The organism is Herbaspirillum sp. 3R11 (assembly GCF_004563925.1).
In the GTDB taxonomy this organism is placed as follows: Bacteria; Pseudomonadota; Gammaproteobacteria; order Burkholderiales; family Burkholderiaceae_D; genus Herbaspirillum.
Genome location: NZ_SPNJ01000002.1, coordinates 993,993 through 1,019,924, shown reverse-complemented (window position 1 = coordinate 1,019,924; position 25,932 = coordinate 993,993). Strand labels below are relative to the sequence as shown.

General features: G+C 61.8%; 23 protein-coding genes. 5 read left to right on the top strand and 18 right to left on the bottom strand.

What is annotated here, in order from left to right; all coding sequences use genetic code 11:
* Nucleotides 1–28: 28 nt before the first annotated feature.
* The 5 genes from E4P32_RS12915 to E4P32_RS12895 form a co-directional block, all read right to left on the bottom strand.
* Complete coding sequence (locus E4P32_RS12915) at nt 29–3,580, bottom strand: response regulator (RefSeq protein WP_116436745.1); 3,552 nt, start codon at nt 3,578–3,580, stop codon at nt 29–31.
* 219 nt (nt 3,581–3,799) lie between these two features.
* Nucleotides 3,800–4,699: a LysR family transcriptional regulator gene (locus tag E4P32_RS12910; protein WP_116436746.1), complete on the bottom strand. Its 900-nt coding sequence runs from the start codon at nt 4,697–4,699 to the stop codon at nt 3,800–3,802.
* Between the two features lie 17 nt (nt 4,700–4,716).
* Entirely contained in the window at nt 4,717–5,439 is a 723-nt protein-coding gene (locus E4P32_RS12905) for a glutathione S-transferase N-terminal domain-containing protein (protein WP_116436747.1), read from the bottom strand.
* 3 nt (nt 5,440–5,442) lie between these two features.
* Nucleotides 5,443–8,553 carry an EAL domain-containing protein gene (locus E4P32_RS12900; RefSeq protein ID WP_116436748.1) on the bottom strand — a complete coding sequence of 1,037 codons (3,111 nt, stop codon included), beginning with the start codon at nt 8,551–8,553 and terminating at the stop codon, nt 5,443–5,445.
* Complete coding sequence (locus E4P32_RS12895; protein ID WP_116436749.1) at nt 8,550–9,320, bottom strand: transporter substrate-binding domain-containing protein; 771 nt, start codon at nt 9,318–9,320, stop codon at nt 8,550–8,552. The genes E4P32_RS12900 and E4P32_RS12895 overlap by 4 nt, the downstream gene beginning before the upstream one ends.
* A gap of 445 nt (nt 9,321–9,765) precedes the next feature.
* On the opposite strand from E4P32_RS12895, the gene E4P32_RS12890 reads away from it, so the two are divergent.
* Nucleotides 9,766–10,068: a YciI-like protein gene (locus E4P32_RS12890; RefSeq protein WP_116436750.1), complete on the top strand. Its 303-nt coding sequence runs from the start codon at nt 9,766–9,768 to the stop codon at nt 10,066–10,068.
* A 73-nt stretch (nt 10,069–10,141) separates the two neighbouring features.
* On the opposite strand, the gene E4P32_RS12885 is transcribed toward E4P32_RS12890, so the two are convergent.
* The 4 genes from E4P32_RS12885 to E4P32_RS12870 all read right to left on the bottom strand — a co-directional run bounded on the left by E4P32_RS12885 (nt 10,142) and on the right by E4P32_RS12870 (nt 14,672).
* Nucleotides 10,142–10,357, bottom strand: coding sequence for a glycine zipper 2TM domain-containing protein (locus E4P32_RS12885; RefSeq protein WP_116436751.1), 216 nt, complete (start codon nt 10,355–10,357; stop codon nt 10,142–10,144).
* A 171-nt stretch (nt 10,358–10,528) separates the two neighbouring features.
* A complete protein-coding gene (locus E4P32_RS12880) occupies nt 10,529–11,986 on the bottom strand; it encodes an efflux transporter outer membrane subunit (protein WP_116436752.1) in 1,458 nt (485 codons plus the stop codon).
* 8 nt (nt 11,987–11,994) lie between these two features.
* The gene (locus tag E4P32_RS12875) at nt 11,995–13,533 is read right to left on the bottom strand and encodes an MDR family MFS transporter (protein WP_116436753.1); all 1,539 of its coding nucleotides are present in this window, start codon (nt 13,531–13,533) and stop codon (nt 11,995–11,997) included.
* Entirely contained in the window at nt 13,530–14,672 is a 1,143-nt protein-coding gene (locus E4P32_RS12870; protein ID WP_116436754.1) for an HlyD family secretion protein, read from the bottom strand. Before E4P32_RS12870 ends, E4P32_RS12875 begins: the two co-directional genes overlap by 4 nt.
* Before the next feature lie 118 nt (nt 14,673–14,790).
* On the opposite strand from E4P32_RS12870, the gene E4P32_RS12865 reads away from it, so the two are divergent.
* Nucleotides 14,791–15,243, top strand: coding sequence for a MarR family transcriptional regulator (locus E4P32_RS12865; RefSeq protein WP_116436755.1), 453 nt, complete (start codon nt 14,791–14,793; stop codon nt 15,241–15,243).
* A 119-nt stretch (nt 15,244–15,362) separates the two neighbouring features.
* Here the strand turns inward: E4P32_RS12865 and E4P32_RS12860 are convergent, their stop codons facing one another.
* Both E4P32_RS12860 and E4P32_RS12855 read right to left on the bottom strand, forming a co-directional pair.
* Nucleotides 15,363–15,842, bottom strand: a complete 480-nt coding sequence (locus tag E4P32_RS12860; protein WP_116436756.1) for a VOC family protein — start codon at nt 15,840–15,842, stop codon at nt 15,363–15,365.
* A gap of 116 nt (nt 15,843–15,958) precedes the next feature.
* On the bottom strand, nt 15,959–16,759 hold the full coding sequence (locus E4P32_RS12855; protein WP_116436757.1) for an SDR family oxidoreductase: 801 nt from the start codon (nt 16,757–16,759) through the stop codon (nt 15,959–15,961).
* Between the two features lie 146 nt (nt 16,760–16,905).
* Between E4P32_RS12855 and E4P32_RS12850 the strand changes: the two genes are divergently transcribed.
* Entirely contained in the window at nt 16,906–17,397 is a 492-nt protein-coding gene (locus tag E4P32_RS12850) for a MarR family transcriptional regulator (RefSeq protein ID WP_233526789.1), read from the top strand.
* A 51-nt stretch (nt 17,398–17,448) separates the two neighbouring features.
* Here the strand turns inward: E4P32_RS12850 and E4P32_RS12845 are convergent, their stop codons facing one another.
* Nucleotides 17,449–18,198 carry an SDR family oxidoreductase gene (locus tag E4P32_RS12845; protein ID WP_116436759.1) on the bottom strand — a complete coding sequence of 250 codons (750 nt, stop codon included), beginning with the start codon at nt 18,196–18,198 and terminating at the stop codon, nt 17,449–17,451.
* A 96-nt stretch (nt 18,199–18,294) separates the two neighbouring features.
* On the opposite strand from E4P32_RS12845, the gene E4P32_RS12840 reads away from it, so the two are divergent.
* A complete protein-coding gene (locus tag E4P32_RS12840) occupies nt 18,295–19,209 on the top strand; it encodes an AraC family transcriptional regulator (protein ID WP_116436760.1) in 915 nt (304 codons plus the stop codon).
* On the opposite strand, the gene E4P32_RS12835 is transcribed toward E4P32_RS12840, so the two are convergent.
* The 6 genes from E4P32_RS12835 to E4P32_RS12810 form a co-directional block, all read right to left on the bottom strand.
* A complete protein-coding gene (locus E4P32_RS12835) occupies nt 19,210–19,575 on the bottom strand; it encodes a RidA family protein (RefSeq protein WP_116436761.1) in 366 nt (121 codons plus the stop codon).
* Nucleotides 19,576–19,623: 48 nt separating this feature from the next.
* Nucleotides 19,624–20,928 (bottom strand): FAD-binding oxidoreductase, encoded by a 1,305-nt coding sequence (locus E4P32_RS12830; protein ID WP_116436762.1) that lies wholly within the window; start codon nt 20,926–20,928, stop codon nt 19,624–19,626.
* 173 nt (nt 20,929–21,101) lie between these two features.
* Entirely contained in the window at nt 21,102–21,869 is a 768-nt protein-coding gene (locus tag E4P32_RS12825; RefSeq protein ID WP_116436763.1) for an ABC transporter ATP-binding protein, read from the bottom strand.
* A 29-nt stretch (nt 21,870–21,898) separates the two neighbouring features.
* Nucleotides 21,899–22,666, bottom strand: a complete 768-nt coding sequence (locus E4P32_RS12820) for an ABC transporter permease (protein WP_116436764.1) — start codon at nt 22,664–22,666, stop codon at nt 21,899–21,901.
* Between the two features lie 52 nt (nt 22,667–22,718).
* Nucleotides 22,719–23,708 (bottom strand): ABC transporter substrate-binding protein, encoded by a 990-nt coding sequence (locus E4P32_RS12815; protein ID WP_116436765.1) that lies wholly within the window; start codon nt 23,706–23,708, stop codon nt 22,719–22,721.
* Nucleotides 23,709–23,787: 79 nt separating this feature from the next.
* A complete protein-coding gene (locus E4P32_RS12810; RefSeq protein ID WP_116436766.1) occupies nt 23,788–24,750 on the bottom strand; it encodes a LysR family transcriptional regulator in 963 nt (320 codons plus the stop codon).
* 267 nt (nt 24,751–25,017) lie between these two features.
* On the opposite strand from E4P32_RS12810, the gene rarD reads away from it, so the two are divergent.
* Nucleotides 25,018–25,908, top strand: a complete 891-nt coding sequence (gene rarD, locus E4P32_RS12805; protein WP_116436767.1) for an EamA family transporter RarD — start codon at nt 25,018–25,020, stop codon at nt 25,906–25,908.
* The last annotated feature ends 24 nt before the right edge of the window (nt 25,909–25,932 follow it).

The window sequence follows — 25,932 nt, the reverse complement described above, 5'->3', positions numbered from 1 at the left end:
TTCATGATGGTCACGAAGTTCAGGATGTTCATTTCGGCATCCAGACGCGCACCAGCGACAGCAGCTTCTCGACGTCGAGCGGCTTGGCGATGTAGTCGTTGGCGCCGGCTGCCAGGCACTTTTCCTGATCGTCCTTCATGGCCTTGGCGGTCAGGGCGATGATCGGCAGCTTCTTCCATTCGGGCTGGCGACGGATTTCGCGCATCGCGGTCATGCCGTCCATCTCGGGCATCATGATATCCATCAGCACCAGGTCAATGTGCTGCGCACCCGGCGTCTGGCTGCGCTTGAGCGCCTCCAGCGCCTCGATGCCGTTGCGGGCGATCTCGACCTTCATGCCCTTCGGTTCCAGCACGCTGGACAGCGCAAAAATGTTGCGCACGTCGTCCTCCACCACCAGCACGCGGCGGCCCTGGAACACCGCTTCGCGATCGCGCGCCACCTTGAGCAGGCGCTGGCTTTCGGCGGGCAGCGTGGTTTCAACCTGATGCAGGAACAGCGTTACTTCATCGAGCAGGCGCTCGGGCGACCGTGCGTCCTTGATGATGATCGAGCGCGAGAAGCGGCGCAGGCCCTGCTCTTCTTCGCCGGTCAGCGAACGGCCGGTGTAGACGATCACCGGCGGGAAGGCGACGTCTTCCTGTGCCGCCATCTTTTCCAGCAACTCGTAGCCGCTCAGATCGGGCAGGTTGAGGTCCATCACCATGCAGTCGAAGGTGGTGGTGCGCAATTGTTCGAGCGCCTCGGCCGCCGTCTCGACACCGACGATGTTGACGTCATCGGTGCCCAGCAACTGGCGGATGCTGTCGCGCTGGCGCGCATCGTCCTCGACCACCAGTACATGGTGCAGGCTTTGCGAGAACTTGGCTTCGAGCTTGCGGAAGGCATCAATCAGCTGTTCGCGCTGGACCGGCTTCAGCGCGTAGCCGACGGCGCCGCGTTCCATGGCTTCCTGGATGTAGTCGGCGACCGACACCACATGCACCGGAATATGGCGCGTGCGCGGATTGCGCTTGATCTGGTCGAGCACGCCGAGACCGGAAAAATCAGGCAGGTTCATGTCGAGCAGGATCGCACTCGGGCGGTACAGATCGGCCGCCGCCACGCCGTCGTTGGCGGAGTGCGTGATCACGCACTGGAAGCCCATCTCATGCGCCAGGTCGCGCAGGATCAGCGCAAACGCAGTGTCGTCCTCGACCACCAGAATCAGGCGCGAAGCCGGTTTGAGGCGATGGCGATCATCGTCGAGGGAAATCGGATGCAGGCTTTGCGCAGTGCGCGAGGGCGCCTGCACATCGGGCGCCGCAGTGGCGGCCAGCGACGCGCGTGCGGCCGAGATCACCGATGAAGCGTGGTTGGCGTGGTTACCATGAGAGGTCTGCGTGCCAGACGGCATCGCCGCGACCTTGGCGTCGCCGGTCATCGGCAGCACCCGGTTCGAAGCTTCCGGCGAATACGCCAACGGCAAGGTCAGCGTGAAGATGCTGCCTTCACCCAGGCGGCTCTGCACCTGGATGTCGCCGCCGAGAATGCGCGCAAGGTCGCGCGAGATCGACAGGCCGAGGCCGGTGCCGCCATATTTGCGATGCGTGCTGCCATCGGCCTGGCGGAACGCTTCGAAGATGAACTGTTGCTGGTCGTCGGCGATGCCGATGCCGGTGTCACGCACTGAAAACGCCACCCGGCCTTCGGCATTCGGATAAATCGTCAACGTGACTTCGCCCTTGTCGGTGAACTTCACCGCGTTGGACAACAGGTTCTTGAGGATCTGGCCGAGGCGTTGCGCATCGGTGACGATATGTTCCGGCGTGCCGGCTTCGACGATGGTCCTGAACGGCAAGCTCTTTTGTTGCGCGGTCGGCAGGAAGGTCGCCGTCAATTCTTCGGTCAGCTTCTGCACCCGCACCTGCTCGGAGACGATGTCGATCTTGCCCGCTTCCATTTTCGATAAATCGAGGATGTCGTTGATCAGCGCCAGCAGATCGTTGCCGGCCGAAGAAATGGTCTGAGCGAAACGCACCTGCTCGTCGGTCAGGTTGCCGTTCTTGTTGTCGGCCAGCAGCTTGGCCAGGATCAATGTCGAATTGAGCGGCGTACGCAACTCGTGGCTCATGTTGGCGAGGAATTCACTCTTGTACTGGTTTGATCGCTCCAGTTCGGAGGCCTTCTCCACCAGTACGATCTGCGCCTTGGACAGATCTTCCTTTTGCGCTTCCAGTTGCTGCGCCTGTTCTTCCAGCTGAGCGTTGGTTTCTTCCAGCTCGCTCTGCTGGGTTTCCAGACGCGCCTGCGACAACTTGAGCGCCTGGCTCTGTTCTTCCAGTTCTTCGTTGTTGACGCGAAGTTCTTCTTCCTGCGTTTGCAGTTCTTCCGCCTGGCGCTGGGTTTCTTCCAACAGTTCTTCCAGTTTCGTGCGGTCCTTGGAAGAGCGCACCGAGACGGCAATCAGTTCGGCGGTACGCTCCAGCAACTCCAGTTCAGCCGCGTGCAGCGGACGGAAGAAACCGAGTTCGATCACCGCCTGCACCGCACCGTCGATGCTGGCCGGTGCGATCAGCAGCTCGCGCGATTTGCTGGCGCCGAGACTGGACGTCACCGGCAGGTAACCGTCCGGCACGTCGCGCACATGCACCACGCGATTGTTTTTTGCCGCCTGCCCAAGCAGGCCGTCGCCGGGTTGCAGCGCGGCATGGCTGGAACCGGCGCCGATGGCGTACGAGCCAAATCGACGGAAAGTCTCGATGTCGTCATGGATGTAAATCGCGCCGACCTGCGCGCCCAGATAGTCGGCCAGGAAAGCCAGCGCGTTGTCGCCCAGCACGTCGAGCCGTTGCTCGCCCTGCAGGCGTGCAGCGAGTCCGAGCTGGCCGGAGCGAATCCACACCTGGCGCTCACGCGCACGGTAGTCACGCGACGTCATCACCGCAGCCGCCACGATCAGCACCAGCAACACGCCCGAGCCGATCCAGGTCACTGCGGAGGCGAACACCACCGCATCGCGCCACTCTTCCTGGCGACTGGCCAGCAGGTTGCGTTCATTGAGCTCCATTTCATCGGTGATCGTGCGCAAGCGGTCCATTGCCACCTTGCCGCGGTTGGTGCGCACCACCGCCAGTGCAGCTTCCGCCCCGAGCGAGCGGCGCAACTCGATGCTTTCGGCCAGCTCATCCATCTTGTCCTTCGCCATGGCGGCGGCGGCATCGAGCCGCTGGACCTGTTCAGGATTGTCGCTGATCAGGCTGCGCAGGCGTTTCACCTGACCCGGCAACGCCGCCTTGGCGTTGGTGTACGGCAGCAGGTAGGTTTCGGTATTGGTCAGCAGGAAGCCGCGCTGGCCGGTCTCGGCATCCTTGAGCACGGACACCAGCGCCTGCAGCTGTTCGCGCACTTCGATGGTGTGCGACACCAGCTCGGCAGTGCTGGCGCGCACTTCCTGCGCACGATAGGAAAAGAAGGAAATCAGGATCACCGCGAGAATCGCGACGCCGAAACCGATCAGCGGTCCCGGCGGCAGCGGCGGACCGGAAATGGCGCCACCGGCGCGTGTTGGTTTTGCATCGATGCGTTGATCAGCTGGCATGGAAAAACCTGGCACGTTGTGCTCCGTCGAGTGGTGTTGGGGACAAGGAATAACAAGACGATAATCGTGACCGGTCAGACCGGATCACCGCGTTGGTAGTTCTTTTTCTTATAGGGAAATCGCGCGAAAATTATACTTGAATCCCTCTGCACGCAGGGACTGCCCGGCAGCTCTTGCGATCCTCGTTTAATGTTGTCTTTTCGACATCATCAAACTGAATCAGCGCACCGCCTCCAGCGCGAAATCGATGAAGGCCCGTACTTTGGCCGGCGGCCGGTGACGCGAAGGATGCAGCGCATAGAGCGGAAAGCGTTCGTCGGGCCAGTCCGGGAAAATCTCCACCAACTGCCCCTGCTTCAGCACGTTCTGCGTACCCAGCGCCAGGATCTGGGCGATGCCGGCGCCGGCGCTACACGCCAGCAGCATGGTGCCGGAATCGTTGAGGATGAGCCGGCCGGGCGGATCCACCTCGATCACCTTGCGCCCCTTGTGGAACACCCACTCGTACGGTCGGCCCGTGGTCGGGTCACGGAAATGGATGCATTGATGATTGACCAGCTCGGACGGATGCGCCGGCTTGCCATGCTTTGCCAGGTAAGCCGGCGAGGCGACCGTGAGGATGCGCGTCTCCAGCAGCTTGCGCGCCACCGTGGTCGAGGTCGGCGGTTTGCCGAAACGGATGGCGACGTCGATGCCGTCGGCGACCAGGTCGCCGAGATGTTCGCGCGTGGTCAGCTCCAGCGTCAGGTCGGGATATTTTTCGAGGAAGGCGCCGAGATGTTCGGCCAGCAGCAGCCGCGAGAAAAAGGGATCGAGGTCCACCCGCAGGCGGCCGCGCACGGCGCTGGCCGAGCCGGAGGCGTCGACGGCGGCCTCTTCGATACCGGCCAGCAGCGGCGCCACCTGCTCGTAAAAGCGCCGGCCTTCATCGGTCAGGTTCATCGAACGCGTGGTGCGGTCCAACAGGCGCACGCCGACGCGTACCTCCAATCGGGCGATGGCGCGGCTGACGCCGGAGTCCGACATGTTGAGCGCTTCGGCCGCACGCGCGAACGTGCCGCGCTCGATCACCGCGGCCAGCACGCTGACGCCGGCCAGCAGGCGTCCGTCAAAGGTCATGGCTTGCCTCCGGCTGATCAGCCGCGCGCGGGAATCGCCAGTCCCTTGATCACCGCAGGACGGGCGACGAAGGCGTCTAGTGTGCGTTTGATGTTCTTGAAATCCTGGAAGCCGACAAGCTCGCCTGCTTCGTAGAAACCAACCAGGTTGCGCACCCACGGGAAGATCGCAATGTCGGCGATGCCGTAGTCGCCCATCACCCATTCGCGGTCCGCCAGGCGCTGGTCGAGCACGCCGAGCAAGCGACGCGATTCGGCGACGTAACGGTCGCGTGGACGCTTGTCTTCATATTCCTTGCCGGCGAAGCGGTGGAAGAAGCCGAGCTGGCCGAACATCGGACCGATGCCGCCCATCTGGAACATCACCCATTGGATGGCTTCGTAACGCGCGGCCGGATCCTGCGGCAGGAACTTGCCGGTTTTCTCGGCCAGGTAAAGCAGGATCGCACCCGATTCGAACAGCGCCAGCGGCTTGCCGCCCGGACCATCGGGATCGATGATCGCCGGGATCTTGTTGTTCGGATTGAGCGACAGGAATTCCGGCGACATCTGGTCGTTGGTGTCAAAACTGACCAGGTGCGGCTCATAGGCCAGGCCGGTTTCTTCCAGCATGATCGAGGCCTTCACGCCATTGGGCGTCGGCAGCGAATACAGCTGGATACGCTCGGGATGCTGCGCGGGCCATTTAGCGTTGATGGGGAAATCGGTAATCTTTGAAGCAGCGTTGGAAGCAGCGGACATGTATTACTCCATATCGAGAATCGGATCGAAGGCCTGGACGAATTGCTCGAATCCGTCCAACGGCAGTGGCCGGCAGAAGAAGTAGCCCTGGTAGGCGTGACATCCTGCATCGGCCAGGAAATTACGCTGCGCGTCGGTCTCGACACCCTCGGCGATGACGCCCAGGCCGAGACTTTGCGCGAGTGCGACGATGGTCTTGGCGATGGAGGCATCGTTGGGGTCGATCAGGACATCGCGCACAAACGACTGGTCGATTTTAAGCTGATTCAGCGGCAAGCGTTTGAGATAGGACAAAGACGAATAACCGATGCCGAAGTCGTCCAGCGAGAACTCGACGCCCTTGGCCTTGAGCGCATACATCTTCTGGATAATGTCTTCGACGTTGTCGACCAGCAGGCTCTCGGTGAGCTCGAGCTTGAGGCGCTTCGGATTGGCGCCGGTGCGTTCGAGAATGCCGCACACAGTCTCGACGAAATCAGCTTCGCGGAATTGCTGCACGCTGACGTTGACGGCAATGCTCAGGTGCGAGGTCTCCGCGCGCAACGCCCAGCACGCCAGTTGCGTACAGGCAGTTTCCATGACCCAGTTGCCGAGCGACAGGATCAGGCCGGTCTCTTCGGCCAGCGGGATGAATTCGGAAGGCGGCACCGTGCCGCGCTGCGGATGCTGCCAGCGCACCAGCACTTCGGCGCCGGTCACGCGGCCGCCGTCGACCACTTGGGCCTGGTAGTGCAGCACCAGTTGGCCGCCGTCAATGGCTTTGCGCAGGCCCGCTTCGAGCGCGGCGCGCTCCAGCACCACGGTCTGCATCGCCGGGTCGAAGAAACTCATGGAATTGCGGCCGGTTTCCTTGGACTTGTACATCGCCAGGTCGGCTTGCTTGAGCAACTCGTCAATCGAGGCCTGGCGACCGCGGAACACCGTGGCGCCGACGCTGGCGGTGGTGCGGTATTCGATGTCGCCCAGTTGATATGGAGAATCGAGCACGCTGAGAATTTTTTCGCCGATGGCCTTGGTCTGGCTGGCGGCTTCCTGCGGATTGCGATGCAGGCTTTCCAGCACCACCACGAACTCGTCGCCGCCCACGCGCGCGACCGTATCGTTGGCGCGCACGCTCAACGCCAGCCGCTGCGCCACCTGTTTGAGCAGCATGTCGCCCTTGTCGTGGCCGAGCGTGTCGTTGAGCGTCTTGAAGTGATCAAGGTCGATGAACAGCAAGGCGCTGCTGGTCTTGTGGCGCGTGCTGACGGCAATCGCCTGCTTGAGGCGATCAAGCAGCAGCGTTCGGTTCGGCAGGCGCGTAAGCGCGTCGAAGAAGGCCAGCTCCTTGATGCGCTCTTCGGCGATCTTGCGTTCGGTGATGTCGTGATGGGTGCCGACGTAATGCGTGACCACGCCGTCATCGCCCTTCACCGCCGAGATGGTCAGCCATTCGGGATAGACCTGGCCGTTCTTGCGGCGATTCCAGATTTCGCCCTGCCAGCCGTCGGAGTGACGCACGCTTTCCCAGATGGCGCGATGGAACGCCGGGCTGTGTCGATCCGAGCGCAGCAGGCGCGGCGTCTTGCCGATGACTTCGTCGGCGTCGTAACCGGTGATCTGGGTAAAGGCCTGGTTCACACGCAGGATCCTGCTGTCAGCGTCGGTGACCATCATGCCTTCGAGCGAATCGAAGGCCACTGCTGCGATGCGCAGTTCAGCCTCGGCCTGCTTGCGCTCGGTGATGTCGCGACCGCTGGTGCGGAACCCCGTGAAGATGCCGTTGGCGTCGGTGATCGGCAACCATGACACCGACAGCCAGAACAGCGAACCGTCCTTGCGCACACAGCGGAATTCGAGATCGTCGCCGCGCTCGCCGAGCAGACCCTTGTCGAGCTCGGGCACCACGCGCGGCAGATCTTCCAGGTAAATGAACTGCGCCTTGAAGTTCGGCATCGCCATGCATTCCTCGACGGTGTAGCCGGTGTAATGGAATACCGAGGGATTGATCCAGCGCGGCTTGCCGTCCAGGCCCCACCAGACTTCCCAGTTGACGGTGCAGTCGGCGATGGCGCGGAACTGTTCTTCGCTGGCGCGCAGTTCGCTGGTCATCTTGTTGGCCAGACGAATCGCACGACGCCGGCTCGACATCAGCAGCCAGGCCAGCAACGCCAGCAGCACGCTCAGGCCGACGCCGGTCAGCGCAGTCTGCACTTCCGCGTTGCGGCCGAAGCGCGTGGTGAAGTCGTCAAGCGTGTTCATCGACAATGTCCAGTTATGGCCGGCCACCACCAGGTATTCGGTTGCGCTGATCAACGCCGGCTTCTTCTGGTCAAGACCGACCGCCGACTGGTACAGCAAGGCTTCGGGCGACGGTTCGACTCCGTCGTAAATGGCAAACGTCACCCCCATCGGCTGCTCGCCGTACAGGCTGGCGACCACATCGCTCATACGGAACGAGGCATGCACCCAGCCGATCAGGCTGGCGCGGCGTTCGGCGATGGTCGACTGCGGCATGCCGCGCGCATAGATAGGCAGGTACATCAGGAAGCTGGGCTGGCCCTGGCCGTCGGCGTCGAGGTCCAGCTTGACCTTGCCGGAGATCGCCGCCATGCCGGAGTCGCGCGCTTTTTCCATGGCGCGCCGGCGATAGGGTTCGGCCCAGGGATCGAAGCCGAAGGTGACGCGATTGCGACCGACATAGGGCTCGCGCATGATGATCGGCGCGTAGTCGGAACGCTCTCCTGCGGGCCGGATGGCGTAATCGGTGAAACCGAGTTCGTGCATGCGCGCGATGTGCGCAGTCTTGTCGGCTTTGCTGATCCATTCTTCCGCGCCGATGGCCTGGATGCCGGAAAAATTGGCGTCGAGATTGAGCGACGCGACATACTCATGCAGTGCCGTGCGGTCGAATTTTCCGTTGGCGGTGAACAGACCCTGCACGCCGTGCAGCATCTGTTCATAGCTGGAGACGCGCTGCTCGACGCGGCTGACCGCTTCGCGCAGGGAGAAATCGAATTGCGCGCGCAGCTCTTTCCGCGAGGCGTCGCGCTCGTGATCCCAGGCGACCCAGGTCACGCACAGGCCGGCGACCAGGATGGTCAACGGCAACAGGATTTGCCGTATCCAGTTCACGGCTCGGCCTTGAAGTCGACCATTGATGCCGCCAGCGAGGGTGGGAAATATTTTTCGAAGATGCGGCGGACGGTGCCGTCGGCGCGCATTTCTTCCACCAGCGCACGCCACTTGTCGCGCTCGCTGGGCGGCAAGGCCTTGTTGGACATGATCAGCCCGTGCGGAATCGAGGGATCGTTGAATTCGATGATCGCGGTGACGTCGCGTATGTGTTTCTCTTCCACCACCGGATAGTCGAACGGCTCCATGATCATGCCCTGGATGCGATTGGCCATCAGTGCCTGGTACAGCGGATCGAGGCCGCCGGCCTGGGTCACGCGATTGGCGCTTGCCAGCTTGTCGACCAGGCGGTTGGCCGAGGCGCTGTAGCGGAAACTGCGGATCACGCCGAGCCGGAAGGTCTCGCTGCGTTCGAACTCGATCAGTTGGCGCATGCCGGCGTCCTTGCGCACCAGCAAGTAATACTTGTTGCTGAAGTACCAGGCGAAGGAAGCGAAGCGGCTCCGCTCGGGACTGGCGATGCCGGACAGGCTGAAGTCGAGCGCGCCCGATTCGATCAGTTGCCAGATGCGCGCGCGCGACATCAGGCTGACGCCGACCTTGCAGCCGCTGCGCCGGATCAGCTCATCGGCGAAGTCCTTGTCGATGCCGGTGTCGGTATCGGCGGAATACAACAGGCCGTGGTCGTGCAGAGCGAGGGTATATGGGCGGGAGCAATCGGGACCGGCTGCCTGAGCAGCGCCCGCGACGCAGGTCATGAACAACATGCTGCATGCACAGACGATGCCGGCGAAGCGTCGGCGGATCACCGTTCCCCCGGCGGTAAGAATGACTGAAATACGGCCCCCTTCATGTGCACCGTGTACTGCTTACGTATTCTTTTGTGCAGCCTGCGGACGATTGTTTTTATTGCCGCAAACCAACAACGCGATGTGGTGCAAGTGCGCATGCAAATGCGCGTACAAATTTGGTCCTGCTGCCGGTTATTTTCCTGATTCGTCCGGCAAGGCGGACGAATGATGTTACCCGACGCCTATTGAAACTGCAACCGAGGAACACAGCCGGGAAAGCGGTGCTGAAGCACGCTTTGAAGTCGGCTTGGAAGTTCGCTTGGAGGTTCACTTGGACGTTCTATTTGAAGCGCGCCGGAAGTCCGCAGAATGTCAGCGTACAATTTGCATCATCCACCGTCATCATCCAAAAGAGGCCGCCATGCACTACGCCCTGTTTTATCGCTTCGTCAAAGACAGCAAGACCGCCAAGCAGCCGTTCCGCAGCGAGCATCTCAAGTACGCCTGGGAAGCCAGTGCGCGCGGTGAACTGATCCTCGGCGGGGCGCTGGCCGATCCTGAAGATGAGGCCTTGCTGCTGTTCACCGGCGATTCGCCGGAAGTCGCCGAGAATTTCGCCAACAAGGATCCCTATGTCCTCAACGGTGTGGTGACGCAGTGGCAGGTGCGGCCGTGGACCACGGTGGTGGGGAAAACCGCAGCGACGCCGGTGCAACCGGATTGAGGCAAAAAAAAGAGGACCACGCGGTCCTCTTTTTTATTGAGCTTCAGGGAAGAAAAATCCCCTTACCTTCCCCTTACCTGCCGACCTGATGTCCGATCACGCCGCCCACTGCAGCGCCGCCGGCGGTGCCGATGCCGCTGCCGCCGGTCAGGACCGCGCCGGCTACCGCGCCGATGCCGGCGCCCACGGCCGTGTTCTTGTCGCGTCGAGACATGTTGCTGCAACCGCTCATCGCCGCCAGCGCGCAGACCGTGATGGAAATGACTGTGATTTTTTGGATTGTTTTCATAATGAGAGTCCCTGTAAAAATAAGGTCGCTGCGTCGGTGGCTACTTTCGCAGCAAGTGGAATGTGGACGGCAGTTCGAGCCGCATTCTCGCCGAATAGTTTCGGTCCCTCGATGCCCGTAAACAATCCCTTACAGTTGTTACACACCTCTCGATGAAAAATTGACTATCCGTCAACTACTCCAACCCAAACCCAACGCCTTCTGGATGCCGACGAAACTGCGCGTCAGCGCCGCCTCGGCCTGCGACAGGTTCTGCTGTGCGGCGATTTGCTGGCGCGTCGTGTCCAGCACTTCAATCAGGGTGCCGGTGCCGGCCCGGTAGCGTTGCTGCGCCAGGTCCAGCGCACGGTCGGCCGAGGCCTTTGTTCGCGCTACCGTGGCAACGGTCACGCGGCCGTAACGGAAACGCGACAGCGAATCTTCGGCGTCGCGCAAGGCTTCGAGCACCGATTGCCGATACTTCATCTCGGCTTCGTCGCGCACGCGTTCAGCTTGCGTGACGCGCGCCTTGGCGCGACCGAAGTCGAGGAAATTCCAGCTCAGCATCGGCGCCGCCACTGCCGAGAAATCATCGAGTTTTGTCAGGTCGGACGGATGCGTACCGCCCAAGCCGATCACGCCGAACAACTTCAGGCTCGGATAGCGCGCTGCCTCGGCCTGGCCGATCTTGGCGGTGTCGGCGGCCAGCGTGCGCTCGGCCGCGCGGATGTCGGGACGCCGCCGCAGCAGGGTCTGCGGATCGCCCGCCGCGACTTGGGCGGGCGGCAGCGGCATGTCGCCAGCCGTTTTTGCGGCGAGCATGTCATCGAGCGCGCCGGGCTCCTGCCCCACCAGCGTCGCCAGTTGATTCAGATAAGACTCGAGGTCGGCCTGCAGCGGCACCTGGTCGCTGCGCGTGCCGTCGAGCTGGTTCTGCACACGAATCAGGTCGAGATTGGAGGCCGTGCCGCGGTCCAGCCGCTGGAGCGTCAGCGTCGCCATCTGCTCCTGTGCGCGGATCGATTCGTCGGCCAGCTGGATACGGCGCTGACGATCGCGCAGGTTGATGTAGGCATTTGCGACTTCTGCTTCGAGGCTGACCTGGACGTCGGCCAACGACGCCTCCGCGGCTTCGGCGGTGGCGTTGGCGGACTGCACCGCGCGTCGGTGTCCGCCGAACAAGTCGATTTCCCAGGTGGCGTCAAAACCGACGCTGTACAGGTTCAGGCTGGTGGATGAGCCGGATGAGCTCGATGATCCTGAAGAACCCGATGAACCGCCCAGATTGATCGGCGGCAGGCGCGCATGTCCGGCCAGTGCAGAGGCACCGACGCTGGGGAGTGAATTGGCCTGTTCCAGGTTGAGCGCGGCGCGTGACTGCTGCAGTCGCGCGCGAGCGATGCCGAGATTGGGATTGGCATCGAGTGCGCGCTGCACGAGGTCATTGAGCACCGGATCGCCGAGCGCCTCCCACCAGCGGTTGACTGGTGCGTCCGCGCTGGCGGCATCCTGGCCGCGCACGAAGCGGCCCGATTGCGCCGCCACCGGAGCGGCATCTGGTGGTCCGGAATAATCCGGGCCGAGCGCACATCCGGCCAGTGCGGCGACGCACGCGAGTGAAACAAGTCGGAAGAGAGGAAGTGTTCGCATGATGTTTTTCAGTGAGCCGCAACCGGTGCGGCGTTGGTCGGCAGAGGCCGCAGGAACAGCACCAGCGGCGTGATGCACAGGATCGCCACGCCCAGCAGCCAGAACAGGTCCGCATAGGTCATCGTCAGCGCCTGCATCTGGATGCTGGAGCCGAGCAGGCGTATGGCGGTATCTTGTCCGCCCAGCAGATGCGCTTGCGCCGCCATGCTCGACTGCACCAGCTCGGAATTGGCGGAAATGCTTTCTTCCAGGCGGCGACTGTGCAGCCACAGGCGCTGATCCTGGATCACGGCAATGCTGGCCAGCGCCAGCGAGCCGCCCAGATTGCGCGCGGCACTGTATATACCCGCCGCGTCGCCGGCCTGCGAAGCCGGCACTGAGCGGATCGCCGCCTGGTTAAGGAACAACATCGCCAGCACCGTACCGACGCCGCGCATCAGTTGCGAGGCGACGAACGAACCGCCGTAGGACAAGGGACTGAGATCCGTTTCGAGGAAGGCGCTCGCCGCCAGCAGCAGCAGGCCGAACCCGACCGCCAGCCGGATGTCGACGGTACGCATGAGAAAAGGCGTGAACGGCATCATCAGAATCATCGGCACACCGGACAGCAGCACAATCACACCCGACTGCAGCGAGTTGTAGCCGGCGATGCCGGCGAGGAATTGCGGGATCACATAGGCGGTGCCATACAGCGCCACCCCGACCGCCATCGCCATCAGCGCCACCGAACCGAACTGGCGATCGCGCAGCAGCCGCAACTGGATCACAGGATGTTTGGCGCGCCACTGGCCGATGGCGAGCAGGACGAATCCGAGCAGCGACGTCGCGGCCAGCCAACGGATATCCGGCGAAGAGAACCACTGTTCGCGCTCGCCCTCCTCCAGCACCACGGTCAGGCCGCCGAGGCCGAGCGCCATGCCGGCAATGCCGAACCAGTCGGCCTCGGCCAGTTGTTCGAACTTCGGCCGCGCATACGGCACCGCCACCAGCAGCAAGGTGATCAGCGCGATGCCGACCGGCACGTTGATGAAGAACGAATAGTGCCAGCTGACGTTCTCGGTTAGCCAGCCGCCCAGCACCGGGCCGAGCACCGGACCGAGGATGGCGGTGGCGCCGAACAGCGCGTTGCCGACCGGCTGCTGTTCGCGCGGCAGGCGCGTGGCGATGATGGTCATGGCGGTCGGAATCAGCGCGCCGCCGGTGAAGCCCTGGCCGATGCGGCCGACGATCATCATCGGCAGCGTGGTCGACAGGCCGCACATCACCGAGAACAGCGTGAACAGGCTCGCCGCCGCCAGCAACAGCGTGCGCAGGCCGAGCAGTTTTTCCAGCCATGACGACAGCGGGATGATGATGATTTCCGCCACCAGATAAGCGGTGGCGATCCAGGTGCCTTCGGTGCCGCTGGCCCCGATCTCGCCCTGGATGGTGGGCAGTGAGGAGTTGACGATGGAAATGTCCAGCGTCGCCATCAGCGCGCCGAGCGTGCCGGCGGCAACCGCCAGCCAGGCGCTGGCGTCGGCTTTCTGACTGGCGGCTGAGCTCAATGCGTACGCTCCGTCGCGGCGGTGTCGACTTCGGCCGTGACCGACAGGCCTACGACGAAGACCTTGCGGTCTTCCGCCGAGGCGTCAACAGCGATGCGCACCGGCACGCGCTGGACGATCTTGGTGAAGTTGCCGGTGGCGTTCTGCGGCGGCAGCAGCGAGAATTGCGCGCCGGTGCCGGGCGAGATGCTTTCCACATGCCCCTTGAATTTGGTGCCCGGCAAGGCATCGACCTTGATCGCCACGGGCTGGCCGTTGCGCATGCTGCCGATCTGGGTTTCCTTGAAGTTGGCGACCACGTAGAAGTCGGTCGGCACCACGGTCATCAAGCGTGTCCCGGCCGAGACGAACTGGCCGACGCGCACCTGCTTGTCGCCGACGCGGCCGGCCACGCTGGCGGTGACCTGGGTGGAACCGAGGTTGACGTTGGCGGCGTCGAACTGCGCCCGCGCCGTCTCGCCCTGGGCTTGCGCCTGGCGTACCTGCGCCTTGATCGAATGCACGCGCAGTTGCGCCGCTTCCAGCGCAGCGCGGCGCGAGGCCACGGTGGACTTTGCCTGCGCCGCCTGGTTGCGCAAGGTGGTCAGCCGTTCACGCGTTTCGGCGCCGCTGGCGGCCAGCGGCGTGTAGCGCTCCACTTCGGACGCGGCAAAGCGCGCATCTTCTTCCGCCGAACTCAGTTGCGCCTGGGCCTGGCTGATGGCGGCCTTCTGCTCCTGCAGCTGCGCCTTGGCGGCGTCTTCGCTGGCGGTGGCGGCGTCGATCTGTGCCTTCGACTGCGAGGACTGGGCGGCGTAGTCGCGCGCATCAATGCGCACCAGCGGCTGGCCGGCGTTGACATCCTGGTTGTCGATGACGAAGACCTGCTCGACATAGCCGGAAACCTTGGGCGCGACCGTCACGCTGTCTGCGTAGACGAAGGCATCGTTGGTGCTCTCCAGATACTTGCCGCGCAGTTGGTAATAGATGAACCAGGCGACGATCACGATCAGCACGACTACCAGCAGCGAGCGCAAGATCAGCTTGGCGCGCGGGCTCATTTTTTTCTTGGGCTTGTCACTCTTGGGATTTGCCTCGCTCGGATTTGCATCCGGAGGGTTCTGCGTCGCCTCGGGGCGATTATCTACCGCGTCGGTCATGTTTGTTTTATCCTGAACTGGTTTCATGCAGCAAAGCCGGGGTCAGTCCGTCAATGCTTGCAAATCGGCTTGCCGAAAAATTAGTGAGGTACCATATAATATGGCATCAATAAAAAATATGTCCACCACCTTTACAAACGACTACACCGAAGCCGCGGAAGCCTTGCGCGACTTTTACCTGCGCTCGCACCGCGCGCTCGACAAGCGCCTGGCCGGACAGGGTGCGACCATCGCGCGCATCAAGATCATGAGCCTGATCAAGCGCGAGGGAAAAGTGCGCTCGACCGATCTTGCCGAAGCGTTCGGCTTCGCTCCGCGCACGATTACGGAAGCCGTGGACGGACTGGAACGGGAGGGACTTGTCGAGCGGACAACAGACGAGAGCGACCGCCGCGCCAAATTCATTTCTTTGACAGCGTCGGGCAAAAAAGTGCTGCGCGCCTCCGAGCCGGTGCGCAAGCAGTTTGGCGATCAGTTGTTCGAGGCCTTGAGCAGTGAAGAGATTGCGCAGCTGACGCTGCTGCTGGGGCGGCTCAATGCACGCCTGCTTGAATTGGAAGAAGAGAAGTAATCCGCTGACGCGAAAATCAGCAATCCATCACCGGAGGAATCCGCCGTACTCTGACGAGGACGATCCCCGGATGCATTCAAGAACGCGGACAGGCATGCAGATGCCTGCCGCAAAAAAAATCAACCGCGCACGGCCGCTTCAATCGCTGCAACGTCGATTTTCCGCATTGTCATCATGGCGTCGAACGCGCGTTTTGCCGCAGCCGGGTCAGAACCCATGACCGCATCCGTGAGTACGCGCGGCGTGATCTGCCACGACAAACCCCACTTGTCCTTGCACCAGCCGCAGGCGCTCTCCTGACCACCGTTGCCGACGATCGCATTCCATAGCCGGTCAGTTTCTTCCTGGTCCTCGGTGGCGACCAGGAAAGAAAAAGCCTCGCTATGCCGGAACGCCGCACCGCCGTTCAGGCCTAGACAGGGAATGCCCAATACCGAGAACTCGACCGTCAGGACGTCGCCCTGTTTGCCGGAAGGATAGTCGCCGGGCGCACGATGGACCGCGCCGACCGCGCTGTCGGGAAACGTCGCAGCATAGAACTGCGCCGCCTCCAGCGCGGCGCCGTCGTACCAGAGGCAGAGTGTGTTTTTGGGGATCATGCGGGTCTCCTGAATGGGGCAGATGAATAATCGGATCTTGTCTGTCTTCGATCCGTCATCCCGATAATAGTGCCGAAGAATGTCCCCGAATATATCCGCCCCACTCCCTCCTGTCGCTATGCCTTGCGGTAGCGCGGCGCCGGTGCGCCGACCTGCGTTGCCGCAAACAAGGTCGAACGTGCAACATCGAAACTATCCCACAATGCTCCATCGGCGACCGAAGGCCAGGTCACCGCTTCGCCCATGTCGAGACCTGTCAGCGCGGCGTCGACACAGTCTTCCGCGCTCATGACGGATTCCTTGTTGAGCGCCGACAACGGGATGCCCGACACGCGTTCCGACCAGATTTCAGTGGCGGTGGATGCCGGCAAGACGACCTGGACCTTGACGCCGGTATTGGCAAGTTCGCCTTGCAGGCCACGGCTAAAGGCCAGCACGTAAGCCTTGGTGCCGCTGTACACCGAACTGATCGGCAGCGAGTGCACCGCCAGTACGGAGGCGATGTTGATGATGACGCCGTCGTTGCGCGAAATGAATCCCGGCAGCGCCGCGTGGGTCAGGCGTGTCAACGCCGTGATGTTGAGCGACAGCTGCGAATCGGTATCGCCTGATGAACTTTGTGCGAACGGCAACAAGCGCGCCAGTCCGGCATTGTTCACCAACATGTGGATGCTGCTGTCGCTGCGCAGCACGCTTTCGACTTTTGCCAGATCGCTTTCCTGTTCGAGGTCGGCCGCCAGCACCTGCACCTTGATGCCGTAAGTGCGGATGAGTTGCTCCGACAACGTCGCCAGCCGGTCAGCGCGGCGCGCCACCAGAATGAGATCGTAGCCGCGTGCGGCCAGGCGGTCGGCGTAGACGGCGCCAAGGCCCGAGGATGCGCCGGTAACGACAGCGCTTTTGTTCGATGTAGACATGATTTCTCCGATGAATTAACTTGAGTGCTCAATTAATTAAATTGAGGGCTCAAGTATATAATGTGACGGTTGGTACTTGTCAATGGTCTTGTACTCAACCATTCTTCGGTATTGAAAAAATCTTTGAAATGAAGGCTGCCAGCAACATGCGCAAAACAAAAAAGGAAGAGAAGAACGTTTTTGAAGTATTGGCGTGCACCAATACCGCCTTGCGGCGCGCGGCGCGGCGGCTGGGGAATCTGTATGACGACGCGCTGGCGCCGCTGGGCCTGAAGGCGACCCAGATCAGTTTGCTGGCGGAAATTGAACGGCTGGCGGCGGCAAACGACGGCAAGGCGCCGTCGCTGCAGGACCTGGCGAACAAGCTCTCGATCCAGATCTCCGCGATGACGCATGCACTGAAGCCGCTGATGCGCGATGGCCTGGTCGAGTTGCAGCCGGACGCCGACGACCGCCGCACCAAGCGCGGCGTGTTGACCAGCGCCGGCGCGGCGCGGCTGGAACAGGCGCTGGTCTACTGGGCAAAAGCGAACCAGCGCGTTGAGGAGGTATTGGGACCGGAGCACGCGGCGCTGCTGCGTACGCTCGCGGACCAGGTTGCTTCTGATGAATTTCTTGCCGAATACGAGCAGGGATAATCGCAAGTAATCGCAAGTAATCGCGTCAGCGCGGCGCTTCAGACGGTGCTTTTAACCAACTTCGTTAAACCATTCAACCGCATCTGCGCCAGCCGGAACGCGGAATCCGGTCGGGCCGTCTTGCACGACCTGCCAGACTGCTTCCGCAACGTCCACCGAATGCGTCACCGGACCAGAATAATTCTGGAATCCCGACAGCACCGCATTCATCGTGGCGGTGTAATCCTCGGGGAACACTTGCGCCACGCGCGCATGGGCGTTGCTGGCAAAGGCCGTTTCCGGCGCCATCCCGGGCAGCACCACGCCTACACGGATGTTGAATGCGTTCAGTTCCAGCGCCAGGGATTTGGTGAAGGCGACAACCGCTGCCTTGCTGGCCGTGTAGACAGGCAGCAGCGGCAAGGCCTTCAGTGTCACGGACGAAGCCACATTGACGACAACGCCTGACTTGCTTGCCCGGAACTGCGGCAGGAACGCTTGCGTCATGGCCATCGTACCGAAGGTATTCGTTTCAAATACTTCACGTACCGCATCCATCGAGGTGCTTTCGAACGGCCCCAGCATGCCGACGCCGGCGTTGTTTACCAGGACGTCGATAGTCCCGGCTTCTTCGACCAGACGACGGATGCTTTCGGTATCAGTGACGTCCAGCTTCAGGATGCGCAAATGTTCAGACTTCGGCAACACGTCGTCATTCGGTGTGCGCATGGTGGCGATGACTTTCCAATGGCGGTCCAGGAAATGTTTGGCGATTTCCAGACCGAAGCCGGAAGAGCAGCCAGTGATCAAAACGGTTTTCATGTGCATCCTTTCATTGTCAGGGGAAGCATGACAATAACGGGCATGAACAAAACCATCTACAATCCAAAGTCCTAGATTTGTTTGCGAGAGTCCAGCATGGTGGATCCCTTGACGTCCGTTGTCACCCTACTCCAGCCAAAGATGTCCTATACCAAAATTGTGACCGGGGCAGGACGCTGGGGAGTGCGCGGCAAACTCGAAGAAGCGCCGTTGTGCTGCTGCGTCGTGCTGGAGGGAAAGATCCGCTATACGGTCGATGAGTCGGAGCTGGTTGCCGAAGCGGGCGATTTCTTGCTGATTCCGTCGATGTCGGCATTTTCGGCGAGCAGCTTCGACGAGCCTTTAGAGCATGAATGGCAGACCGAACCGGTGGTGCTGGAAAACGGCGAACATCGCAACGGCTCGGTATCGGCCGAGGCCGATGTGCGATCGCTGGTGGGCTTCTGTCAGCTGACGTCGCCGGACGCCGCCTTGCTGTTGACGCTGCTGCCGAAGGTGATCCTCATACGAGGCGATGTCCGCCTGACGGCGCTGGTTCAACTGGCCATCGATGAAGCGCGTTCACAGCGGCCGGCGCGGGAGGTGGTGATCGAACGCCTGCTGGAAGTTCTGCTGATCGAGGCCTTACGCTCATCCAACAACGCGGCGACGTCGCCCGGCTTGTTGCGCGGCTTGTCCGACGAACGCCTGGCCGTTGCCCTGCGACGCATGCACGAAAGCCCGACGCTGCCGTGGACGGTGGCGCAACTGGCGAAGGAAGCGGCCCTATCGCGCTCGGCATTCTTTGAACGCTTCAGCAACGCCGTCGGCGCTGCGCCGATGGAGTACCTGCTGACCTGGCGCATGGCGCTGGCCAAGAAGCTGCTGCGCACGACCGGCAACGGCGTTGCCGCTGTCGCCGAGCTGGTCGGCTATGGCTCAGCCAGCGCGTTCAGCGTCGCCTTCAATCGCCACGTCGGATTGCCGCCCATGCGCTATGCGCGTGAGCATGCCAACGCGGAAATCCGTTAATTACCCGGCGTTTTCCGCAGCCGCAGCAGTCACGCACATCTCGATGAGCTTGGCCGGATTCGCCAGGCGCGCCTCGACCGTGGCGCGTGCCGGTGCGTTGCCTTGCGCCACCCAGGCATCCCAGACTTCGTTCATCTCCTTGAAAAGACGCATGTCGGCGATGAAGATCTGGCAGAACAGGATGCGGTCCTTACCGCTGCCGTGCTCGCTCAGGATGCTATCGATCTTCGACAGCACTTCCCTGGTCTGGTCTGCAATCCCCACTTCGATGTTGTCCGCCACCTGCCCCGCCAGGTATAGCGTGCCGTTGTGCCGGACCACGTTGGACATACGATGATTGCCGCCGGATCGTGCAATTGCTGACATGCCTGCTCCTTGTATGATGTAGAAATCTGTCTGATGGATGAATAAAAACTAGCGCTCCAACCCAGCCTTGCGCTTCTGATAGCCGATGGCGCTGACCACCGCGATGCGACGGATCGGCTCGGGCGGCAACCAGGTGGGACGCTCAAAGCCGAGCGCATCGGCCAGCATCGGCGACTGCTGCCCGCACGCCATTTCTCCCAGCAGCTTGCCGAACATGCTGCCCTTGAGCATGCCGGCGCCGTTGCAACCGATGGAGATGAACATGCCGTCGTCGACCTGGCCGAAGTACAAGGCGCCATTGCGTGTGAGCGCCGTCACGCCGCCCCACACGTATTCAAAGCGATGATCGCGCAACGCCGGAAAGCGGCGCCGGTAAGAGTCCTGCAACAGCGCGTTGACCTGATCCAGCGGCTGCTCGCTCTCGTACGAATAGGCGCTGCGCACCATGAAGCGGCCCGACGCCACTTTGCGCAAGGTGGTGCCTAGACGGTTGGCCGGAATCACGCCCCATTCGGCCGCCGGCCCCAGCTTGTCCAGTTCGTTCTGTTCAAGCTGCGGCGTCAGCGCGGCGTAGGTGTAGATGGTGAAGACACGGTCGCGCGCGAAGCCGAGCTTGCGGGCGAAGCCGTTGTTGGTGATCACCACGCGCGGGGTGGTGAGTTGCATGGTTCGGGTCAGGACGCGATGCGGCTTTCCCTTTTCCACGGCGATCACCGGTTCACCTTCCCATAGATGAATGTTCTGCGGCAGGCTGTCCGCCAGTCCGCGCACCAGCGTCGCCGGCTGCACGAACACGTTGTTGTCGGAGTGATACCCGTAACGGTAATAGCCGGTGCCGAGATCATTCTCCAGATCGGCCTTGCGCAGCTCGCGGTACTCCACACCCCATTGCCGGTATTGATGCAGATTGCTGCGCAGGCTGGCTTCGCCCTCTTCGGTCGCTGCCGCGTGATACTTGCCGATGTGGCTCCAGCCGCAGTCGATCCGGTGATGATCGACCAGCGACTTCAGCCACGTCAGTCCCTCGTCGTACATGGCAATCTGTTTCTTTGCGGTTTCCAGCGGACTTCCGTGACCCGACATGCCGGTGTTGTGCGGCAGATTGATCAGGAAGCCGGAATTGCGCCCCGAGGAACCCTCGCCGATCACGCTGGCGTCGACCAGCAAGATGCGTGAAGCCGGTTCGATTTCGGCGATGCGACGCGCGGCGGCCAGTCCTGTCACGCCGGCGCCGATGACGATGACGTCGAAGTGCCGGTCGGCGGGAGCGGCCAGCCGCGGCGTCCGTTGCCCGAGCAAGGCATTCCAGCCCGAACCCGCCTGGTAAGACGGAAAGGTTTGAGTTGTCGTCATAAGATTGCGCTTTCAGATAATGCAAATCGTGCAAACAATGCTCAGGCGCCGGGATGTTCCCGAAGCGTGGGCGCGACCGTCCCCGCACCGGCCATTGGCATGAACGGCCGGCGTGAACGTATCAACAAGTAAGGGAGCGCAGGAGCGGGAGCGGAAGTCCGTCCCGCCCGCGATCAGTGGCTAGTCGCCTGCATGCTGCGCATGACCTCCGCCTGCACGGTGTCCCAGATTTGCGCTTTCAGCTCGTTGTAGCGCGGCGAGAGCTGGACTTGTGCGTTCCGCGGCATCGGCAGGTCGTTAACGATGTCCGTCACCACGCGGCCGGGACGGGCGCTCATGATGAGCATGCGGGTCGACAGCAACAAGGCTTCATCGATCGAGTGCGTGATGAAGATGATGGTCTTCTTGCTCTTCTCGTAGATCTGCAGCAATTCGTCCTGCAAGACCTGCCGCGTCATGGCGTCAAGCGCAGCGAAAGGTTCGTCCAGCAAGATCACGTCCGGATCGTTCGCCAGCACCCGCGCAATCGAGACGCGCTGGCGCATGCCGCCCGAGAGCGCGCTGGGATATTTGTCTTCGAAGCCTTTCAGACCGACCATCTCGATGAAGCGCCGCGCGGTGGCGTGCCGCTCGGTCTTCGAAATACCCTTCATCTTCAGTCCGAAGGCGACGTTGTCCAGCACGTTCAGCCACGGAAACAGCGCGTACTGCTGGAACACCATGCCGCATTGCGGCTCGACCTTGGTGACTTCGCGGCCGTTGACCACGATGCGTCCGGAGGTCGGACGGTCGAAGCCGGTGACCAGGTTCAGCAAGGTCGATTTGCCGCAACCCGATGCGCCCAGCAAGACCACGAACTCGCCCTGCCTGATATTGAGGTCGACGTGCTGCAACGCCTCGAAATCGCCGTAGTGCTTGGAGATGCCCTGGATGGAAATCATGGAATCATTTCTGCCGTTTGTCATGTCAGTCATTTCTGCCACCTTAAAACACGGTTTTCGATCACCCTGAAACACAGGTCGGTAATCAGGACGGTGACGCTGATGAGCACCATGCCGAGCACCACCACTTCGGTCTGGAAGAACTCCTTGCCATTCATGATGAGGAAGCCCAGGCCTTCGCGCGCCGCCACCAGTTCAGCCGAGATCACGCAGGTCCATGCCAGGCCGAGGATCACCTTGAGGCCGCTGAGGATTTGCGGCAGGCTGCCCGGCAGGATCACTTCCTTCATTACGTTCCAACGGCTGGCGCCGAGATTCTGCGCGGCGCGGATCAGCAGCGGATCGATGTTCCTGGTCGCCTCGATGACGTAGACCAGCGCCGGCGCAAAAGTGCCCATGAACACGATGCTGTACTTCTGTGTTTCGGTGATGCCGAACCACAGCAGCGACAGCGGGATCCAGCTCATCGACGGCAACGGTCGCAGGAAGGACAGGATGGGATTGAAGGCGGCACGGCCGAACACCGAAGTGCCGAGCAGGATGCCCAACGGAATCGCCACCACGGTCGCTGCTAGGAAGCCGATCATCACCCGGCGCGCCGACGCCAGGATGTTGGCCAGCAAGGTGCCTTCGTTGCCCATGGCGATAGCCTTGCCGAGGATGGCGCTCGGCGGCGGCAGGAAGATGGGATCGACCAGGCCGGAACGGCAGGCGGTTTCCCAGATCAGCAAAAAGATTAAAACCGAGGTGGCGCTGGTGACCAGCAGCGCGCCTCTCGAGGGAGATTTGGAACTCATGTTGAACTCACGCGGTGACTTATTTCAGACTCAAAGGAATTGCAGATGCGCGTCAGAGGAACGACGGATCGATCCAGTCTTTTACGGCAGGCGCCTTGTCGATTTGCTTGTGCGCGACCAGCAGCTCGGCCAGCTTTTGCAAGCCCTCAACATACTGTCCCTTGAGCAGGCCGGCCTGCTGTTCGCGCGAGTACCAGTCCGCACCCTTGACGGCGCCGACCTGGTCCGCCTCGCTGAGATTGGTAAGCTTCATGAGCGGCTTCGCCGCTTCCGCCGGATGGTCGCGCAGCAAAGCGGTCGCCTTGAAATACGCTGTCAGATAAGACTTCACGGCGGCGGCGTTGCTTTCCGCAAACGCCTTGCGCACGATCAGCACGTCGGGGCCCGGTGTCACGTTGAACGACTTGTAGAGACTGAATTGCGTATCGTCCGCCAGCAGGGTCACACCCGGTTGCTTGCGGATCAGGTCGAACTGCGGCGTCCAGGCGGCGGCTGCATCGATCTGCCCGGCCTGGAACGCTGCCGGCAATTCCGGCGCAGGCACGTTCAGCACGGTGATATCGTCGGCCTTGAGACCGGCCTTGGCGATCAGGTCCAGCACCAGCAAGTGCGCGCTGGAGGCGAAGGTCACGCCGATCTTCTTGCCCTTGAGTTCGGTGATGTTCTTGATGCCGCCTTTGACGAACAAGCCTTCGACACGGCCGAAGTTCTCGGGAATCGCGATGATGGAAAACTGCCTGGCACCGCGCGCCATCAGCGCCAGCGCCGACACCACGCCGGTACAGGCGATGTCGATGCCGCCGGCCATCACTGCGCTCATGCGTGAAGAGGAGGTGCCGAAGGATTGCCATTCCTGTTCCAGCTGCGCTTCCTTGAGATAGCCGTTGGTCATCGCCAGATAGGCCGGGTAATGTCCCAGCCATGCCGAACCGCCGTATCTGATGGCAGGATTGGCGGCTGCAGCGCTCAGCGGCATGCCGGCGGCCATAGTAGCGATGGTGGCAGCGGCGCCGCCGATGAATTGTCGACGAGTGATATCCATGGTTGTCTCCTTCTTGGTTATTTTGAAAAACGGGACTACTGTATCGGTGTTGGCTGGTGCGGGCTGGTCCAAATTCTTGCTAACTCAACGCGATGCTGTTGCGCAGCCATGGAACCAGCGAGCGCACCAGCGGAAAAATTTCAGTCTCCAATACATTGCGGCTGACCTGGAAACAGTTCTCCGCCATGTCTTCGTATTCGCCCTGCCGCGACAGCTGATAAATCGTGCGCGAGAACGGCGCTCCCGGCAACGGAAACGCCACCAGCTGCGGCATATAGGCGCGCCCCTGTAACAGGCACAAGGGCGTGGTGATGGTCCATCCCAGATCGGCCGCCACCATCGCCATGACCACGTCGGACGAATCCATTTCCAGATACGGCCGCGGGCTGTGTGCGCTGCGCCGCAGGTAACGCTCGATCATGGCGCCGAAGTGCGACCGGGCGCTGAAGCGGATCAGCGGCTGCGAGCTGACCAGCGCGTTGAGGTCGGCGTTTTCAAATTCCTCGGCGCGACTGCGCGCGGCCACGATGATGAACGGCTCGGTGAAGATCGAACGCCGCACGATGTTGTCGACGTCCTCCAGCGTGTCCGACGTCACGATCAGATCAAGCTGCCGGTTCAGCAGCGCCTGCGCATGACTGTTCGCCAGTCCTGACCACAGCAGCAACTGGCTGGCCGAGGTGGTGATCTTCTTGACGATGGCCGGTCCCGCCGTCGCCGCGAACGAGTCGATCATGCCGACCCGGATCGCCGGCCGGCTGGCGAGGTCGGCGTCGCGCACGTGCGCCACCAACCGGTCCATGTCATCCACGATCAAGCGTGCGCGCCTGCTCAGTGCAATGCCCGCCGCAGTCAGCTTGAAAGGACGATGCGTGCGGTCGAACACCGCCGTCTCCAGAATCGCTTCCACCTGGAACAGCGCCTGCGATACGGCGGATTGCGTGACGCCCAACTCCTTGGCCGCAGTCGACAAGCTGCCACTCGCGGCGACTGCCTCGAAAATTCTGAGTACACGGACATCCAGGTTTCCGGCTCGCTTCATCATGCCTCCGTTCTTGTATTAATAATTCTATATATGAGCTTATTTACTTCCAATTTATTCCGTAAATATTAGCAACTCTAATAGTTATTATTAGATTTTGAAGGAATCAGACTGTCTTTAGTGCAAGCACGAGCGGCGCAGGAGTGTTCATCACCAAGCAGCGAGACTTCATGCTTTCTTCACATAAGCCCAAGCAGCATCTGCGCAGCGACGTTACAATCGCCATCGCACCATGTTGGTGCCTTGTTCGATTACCACTCTTCCCCCATGAATCATTCCGAAACGGCGCGCGGCATCGCTTTGTCGGTGACGGCGTCGCTGCTGTTCGCCCTTCTCTCCGCTTACACCAGCTGGCTAACGCCGCTGGACGGGCTCGACATCTTTGCCTGGCGTATCTTGTGGACCTTGCCGCCGGCGCTGCTGCTGATCGTCTGGCGCAAACATGGCGCACAACTGGGCAATGCCGTTCTTGCATTGCTGCGCAGCCCGGTGCAGGCGCTGCTGTTCGTGGTGATGACGGCGATGCTGGGCGTGCAGCTGTGGCTGTTCCTGTGGGCGCCGGTGAATGGCCGCGCGCTGGAGGTGTCGCTCGGGTATTTCCTGCTGCCGCTGGCGATGGTGCTGATCGGTCGCTTCTATTATCACGAGCGGCTCGACGTGTGGCAGCACATTGCCGTGGTGTGCGCAGTCATCGGCGTGCTGCACGAGCTGTGGATGACGCGCGCGTTCTCGTGGCCGACGCTGCTGGTGGCGCTGGGGTATCCGCCTTATTTCATGATGCGGCGCCGCCTCAAACTGGATTCGCTGGTGATCTTCATCATGGAGATTGCCCTGCTCACGCCAGTGGCGCTGTACACGCTGGCGATCAGCCCCAATCTTGCCGCCGTGTGGCAACGCCCGGACATGTACCTGATGCTGCTGCCGGGCCTCGGCCTGCTCAGCACGGTGGCGCTGGATTGCTATCTGCGCGCCAGCCGCCTGCTGCCAATGGGCCTGTTCGGCATCCTCGGCTACGTCGAGCCGGTGTTGCTGGTGGTGGTGGCGATCATCCTGCTCGATGAAACAGTGAGCGCGGCGCAGCTGTGGACGTATATCCCGATCTGGATGTCGGTGGGCTTCACCGCGATCCACAGCGTGCGGCTGATGCAGCGGCGCTGACGCCGTCATCCTCGTCGTCGCTAT

What these genes read in the sequence shown, in the direction of transcription:
- E4P32_RS12915 (WP_116436745.1), bottom strand. Translation starts at nt 3,580, where the DNA reads ATGCCAGCTGATCAACGCATCGATGCAAAACCAACACGCGCCGGTGGC.
- E4P32_RS12910 (WP_116436746.1), bottom strand. Translation starts at nt 4,699, where the DNA reads ATGACCTTTGACGGACGCCTGCTGGCCGGCGTCAGCGTGCTGGCCGCG.
- E4P32_RS12905 (WP_116436747.1), bottom strand. Translation starts at nt 5,439, where the DNA reads ATGTCCGCTGCTTCCAACGCTGCTTCAAAGATTACCGATTTCCCCATC.
- E4P32_RS12895 (WP_116436749.1), bottom strand. Translation starts at nt 9,320, where the DNA reads ATGTTGTTCATGACCTGCGTCGCGGGCGCTGCTCAGGCAGCCGGTCCC.
- E4P32_RS12890 (WP_116436750.1), top strand. Translation starts at nt 9,766, where the DNA reads ATGCACTACGCCCTGTTTTATCGCTTCGTCAAAGACAGCAAGACCGCC.
- E4P32_RS12885 (WP_116436751.1), bottom strand. Translation starts at nt 10,357, where the DNA reads ATGAAAACAATCCAAAAAATCACAGTCATTTCCATCACGGTCTGCGCG.
- E4P32_RS12880 (WP_116436752.1), bottom strand. Translation starts at nt 11,986, where the DNA reads ATGCGAACACTTCCTCTCTTCCGACTTGTTTCACTCGCGTGCGTCGCC.
- E4P32_RS12870 (WP_116436754.1), bottom strand. Translation starts at nt 14,672, where the DNA reads ATGACCGACGCGGTAGATAATCGCCCCGAGGCGACGCAGAACCCTCCG.
- E4P32_RS12865 (WP_116436755.1), top strand. Translation starts at nt 14,791, where the DNA reads ATGTCCACCACCTTTACAAACGACTACACCGAAGCCGCGGAAGCCTTG.
- E4P32_RS12860 (WP_116436756.1), bottom strand. Translation starts at nt 15,842, where the DNA reads ATGATCCCCAAAAACACACTCTGCCTCTGGTACGACGGCGCCGCGCTG.
- E4P32_RS12855 (WP_116436757.1), bottom strand. Translation starts at nt 16,759, where the DNA reads ATGTCTACATCGAACAAAAGCGCTGTCGTTACCGGCGCATCCTCGGGC.
- E4P32_RS12850 (WP_233526789.1), top strand. Translation starts at nt 16,906, where the DNA reads ATGCGCAAAACAAAAAAGGAAGAGAAGAACGTTTTTGAAGTATTGGCG.
- E4P32_RS12845 (WP_116436759.1), bottom strand. Translation starts at nt 18,198, where the DNA reads ATGAAAACCGTTTTGATCACTGGCTGCTCTTCCGGCTTCGGTCTGGAA.
- E4P32_RS12840 (WP_116436760.1), top strand. Translation starts at nt 18,295, where the DNA reads ATGGTGGATCCCTTGACGTCCGTTGTCACCCTACTCCAGCCAAAGATG.
- E4P32_RS12835 (WP_116436761.1), bottom strand. Translation starts at nt 19,575, where the DNA reads ATGTCAGCAATTGCACGATCCGGCGGCAATCATCGTATGTCCAACGTG.
- E4P32_RS12830 (WP_116436762.1), bottom strand. Translation starts at nt 20,928, where the DNA reads ATGACGACAACTCAAACCTTTCCGTCTTACCAGGCGGGTTCGGGCTGG.
- E4P32_RS12825 (WP_116436763.1), bottom strand. Translation starts at nt 21,869, where the DNA reads ATGATTTCCATCCAGGGCATCTCCAAGCACTACGGCGATTTCGAGGCG.
- E4P32_RS12820 (WP_116436764.1), bottom strand. Translation starts at nt 22,666, where the DNA reads ATGAGTTCCAAATCTCCCTCGAGAGGCGCGCTGCTGGTCACCAGCGCC.
- E4P32_RS12815 (WP_116436765.1), bottom strand. Translation starts at nt 23,708, where the DNA reads ATGGATATCACTCGTCGACAATTCATCGGCGGCGCCGCTGCCACCATC.
- E4P32_RS12810 (WP_116436766.1), bottom strand. Translation starts at nt 24,750, where the DNA reads ATGAAGCGAGCCGGAAACCTGGATGTCCGTGTACTCAGAATTTTCGAG.
- rarD (WP_116436767.1), top strand. Translation starts at nt 25,018, where the DNA reads ATGAATCATTCCGAAACGGCGCGCGGCATCGCTTTGTCGGTGACGGCG.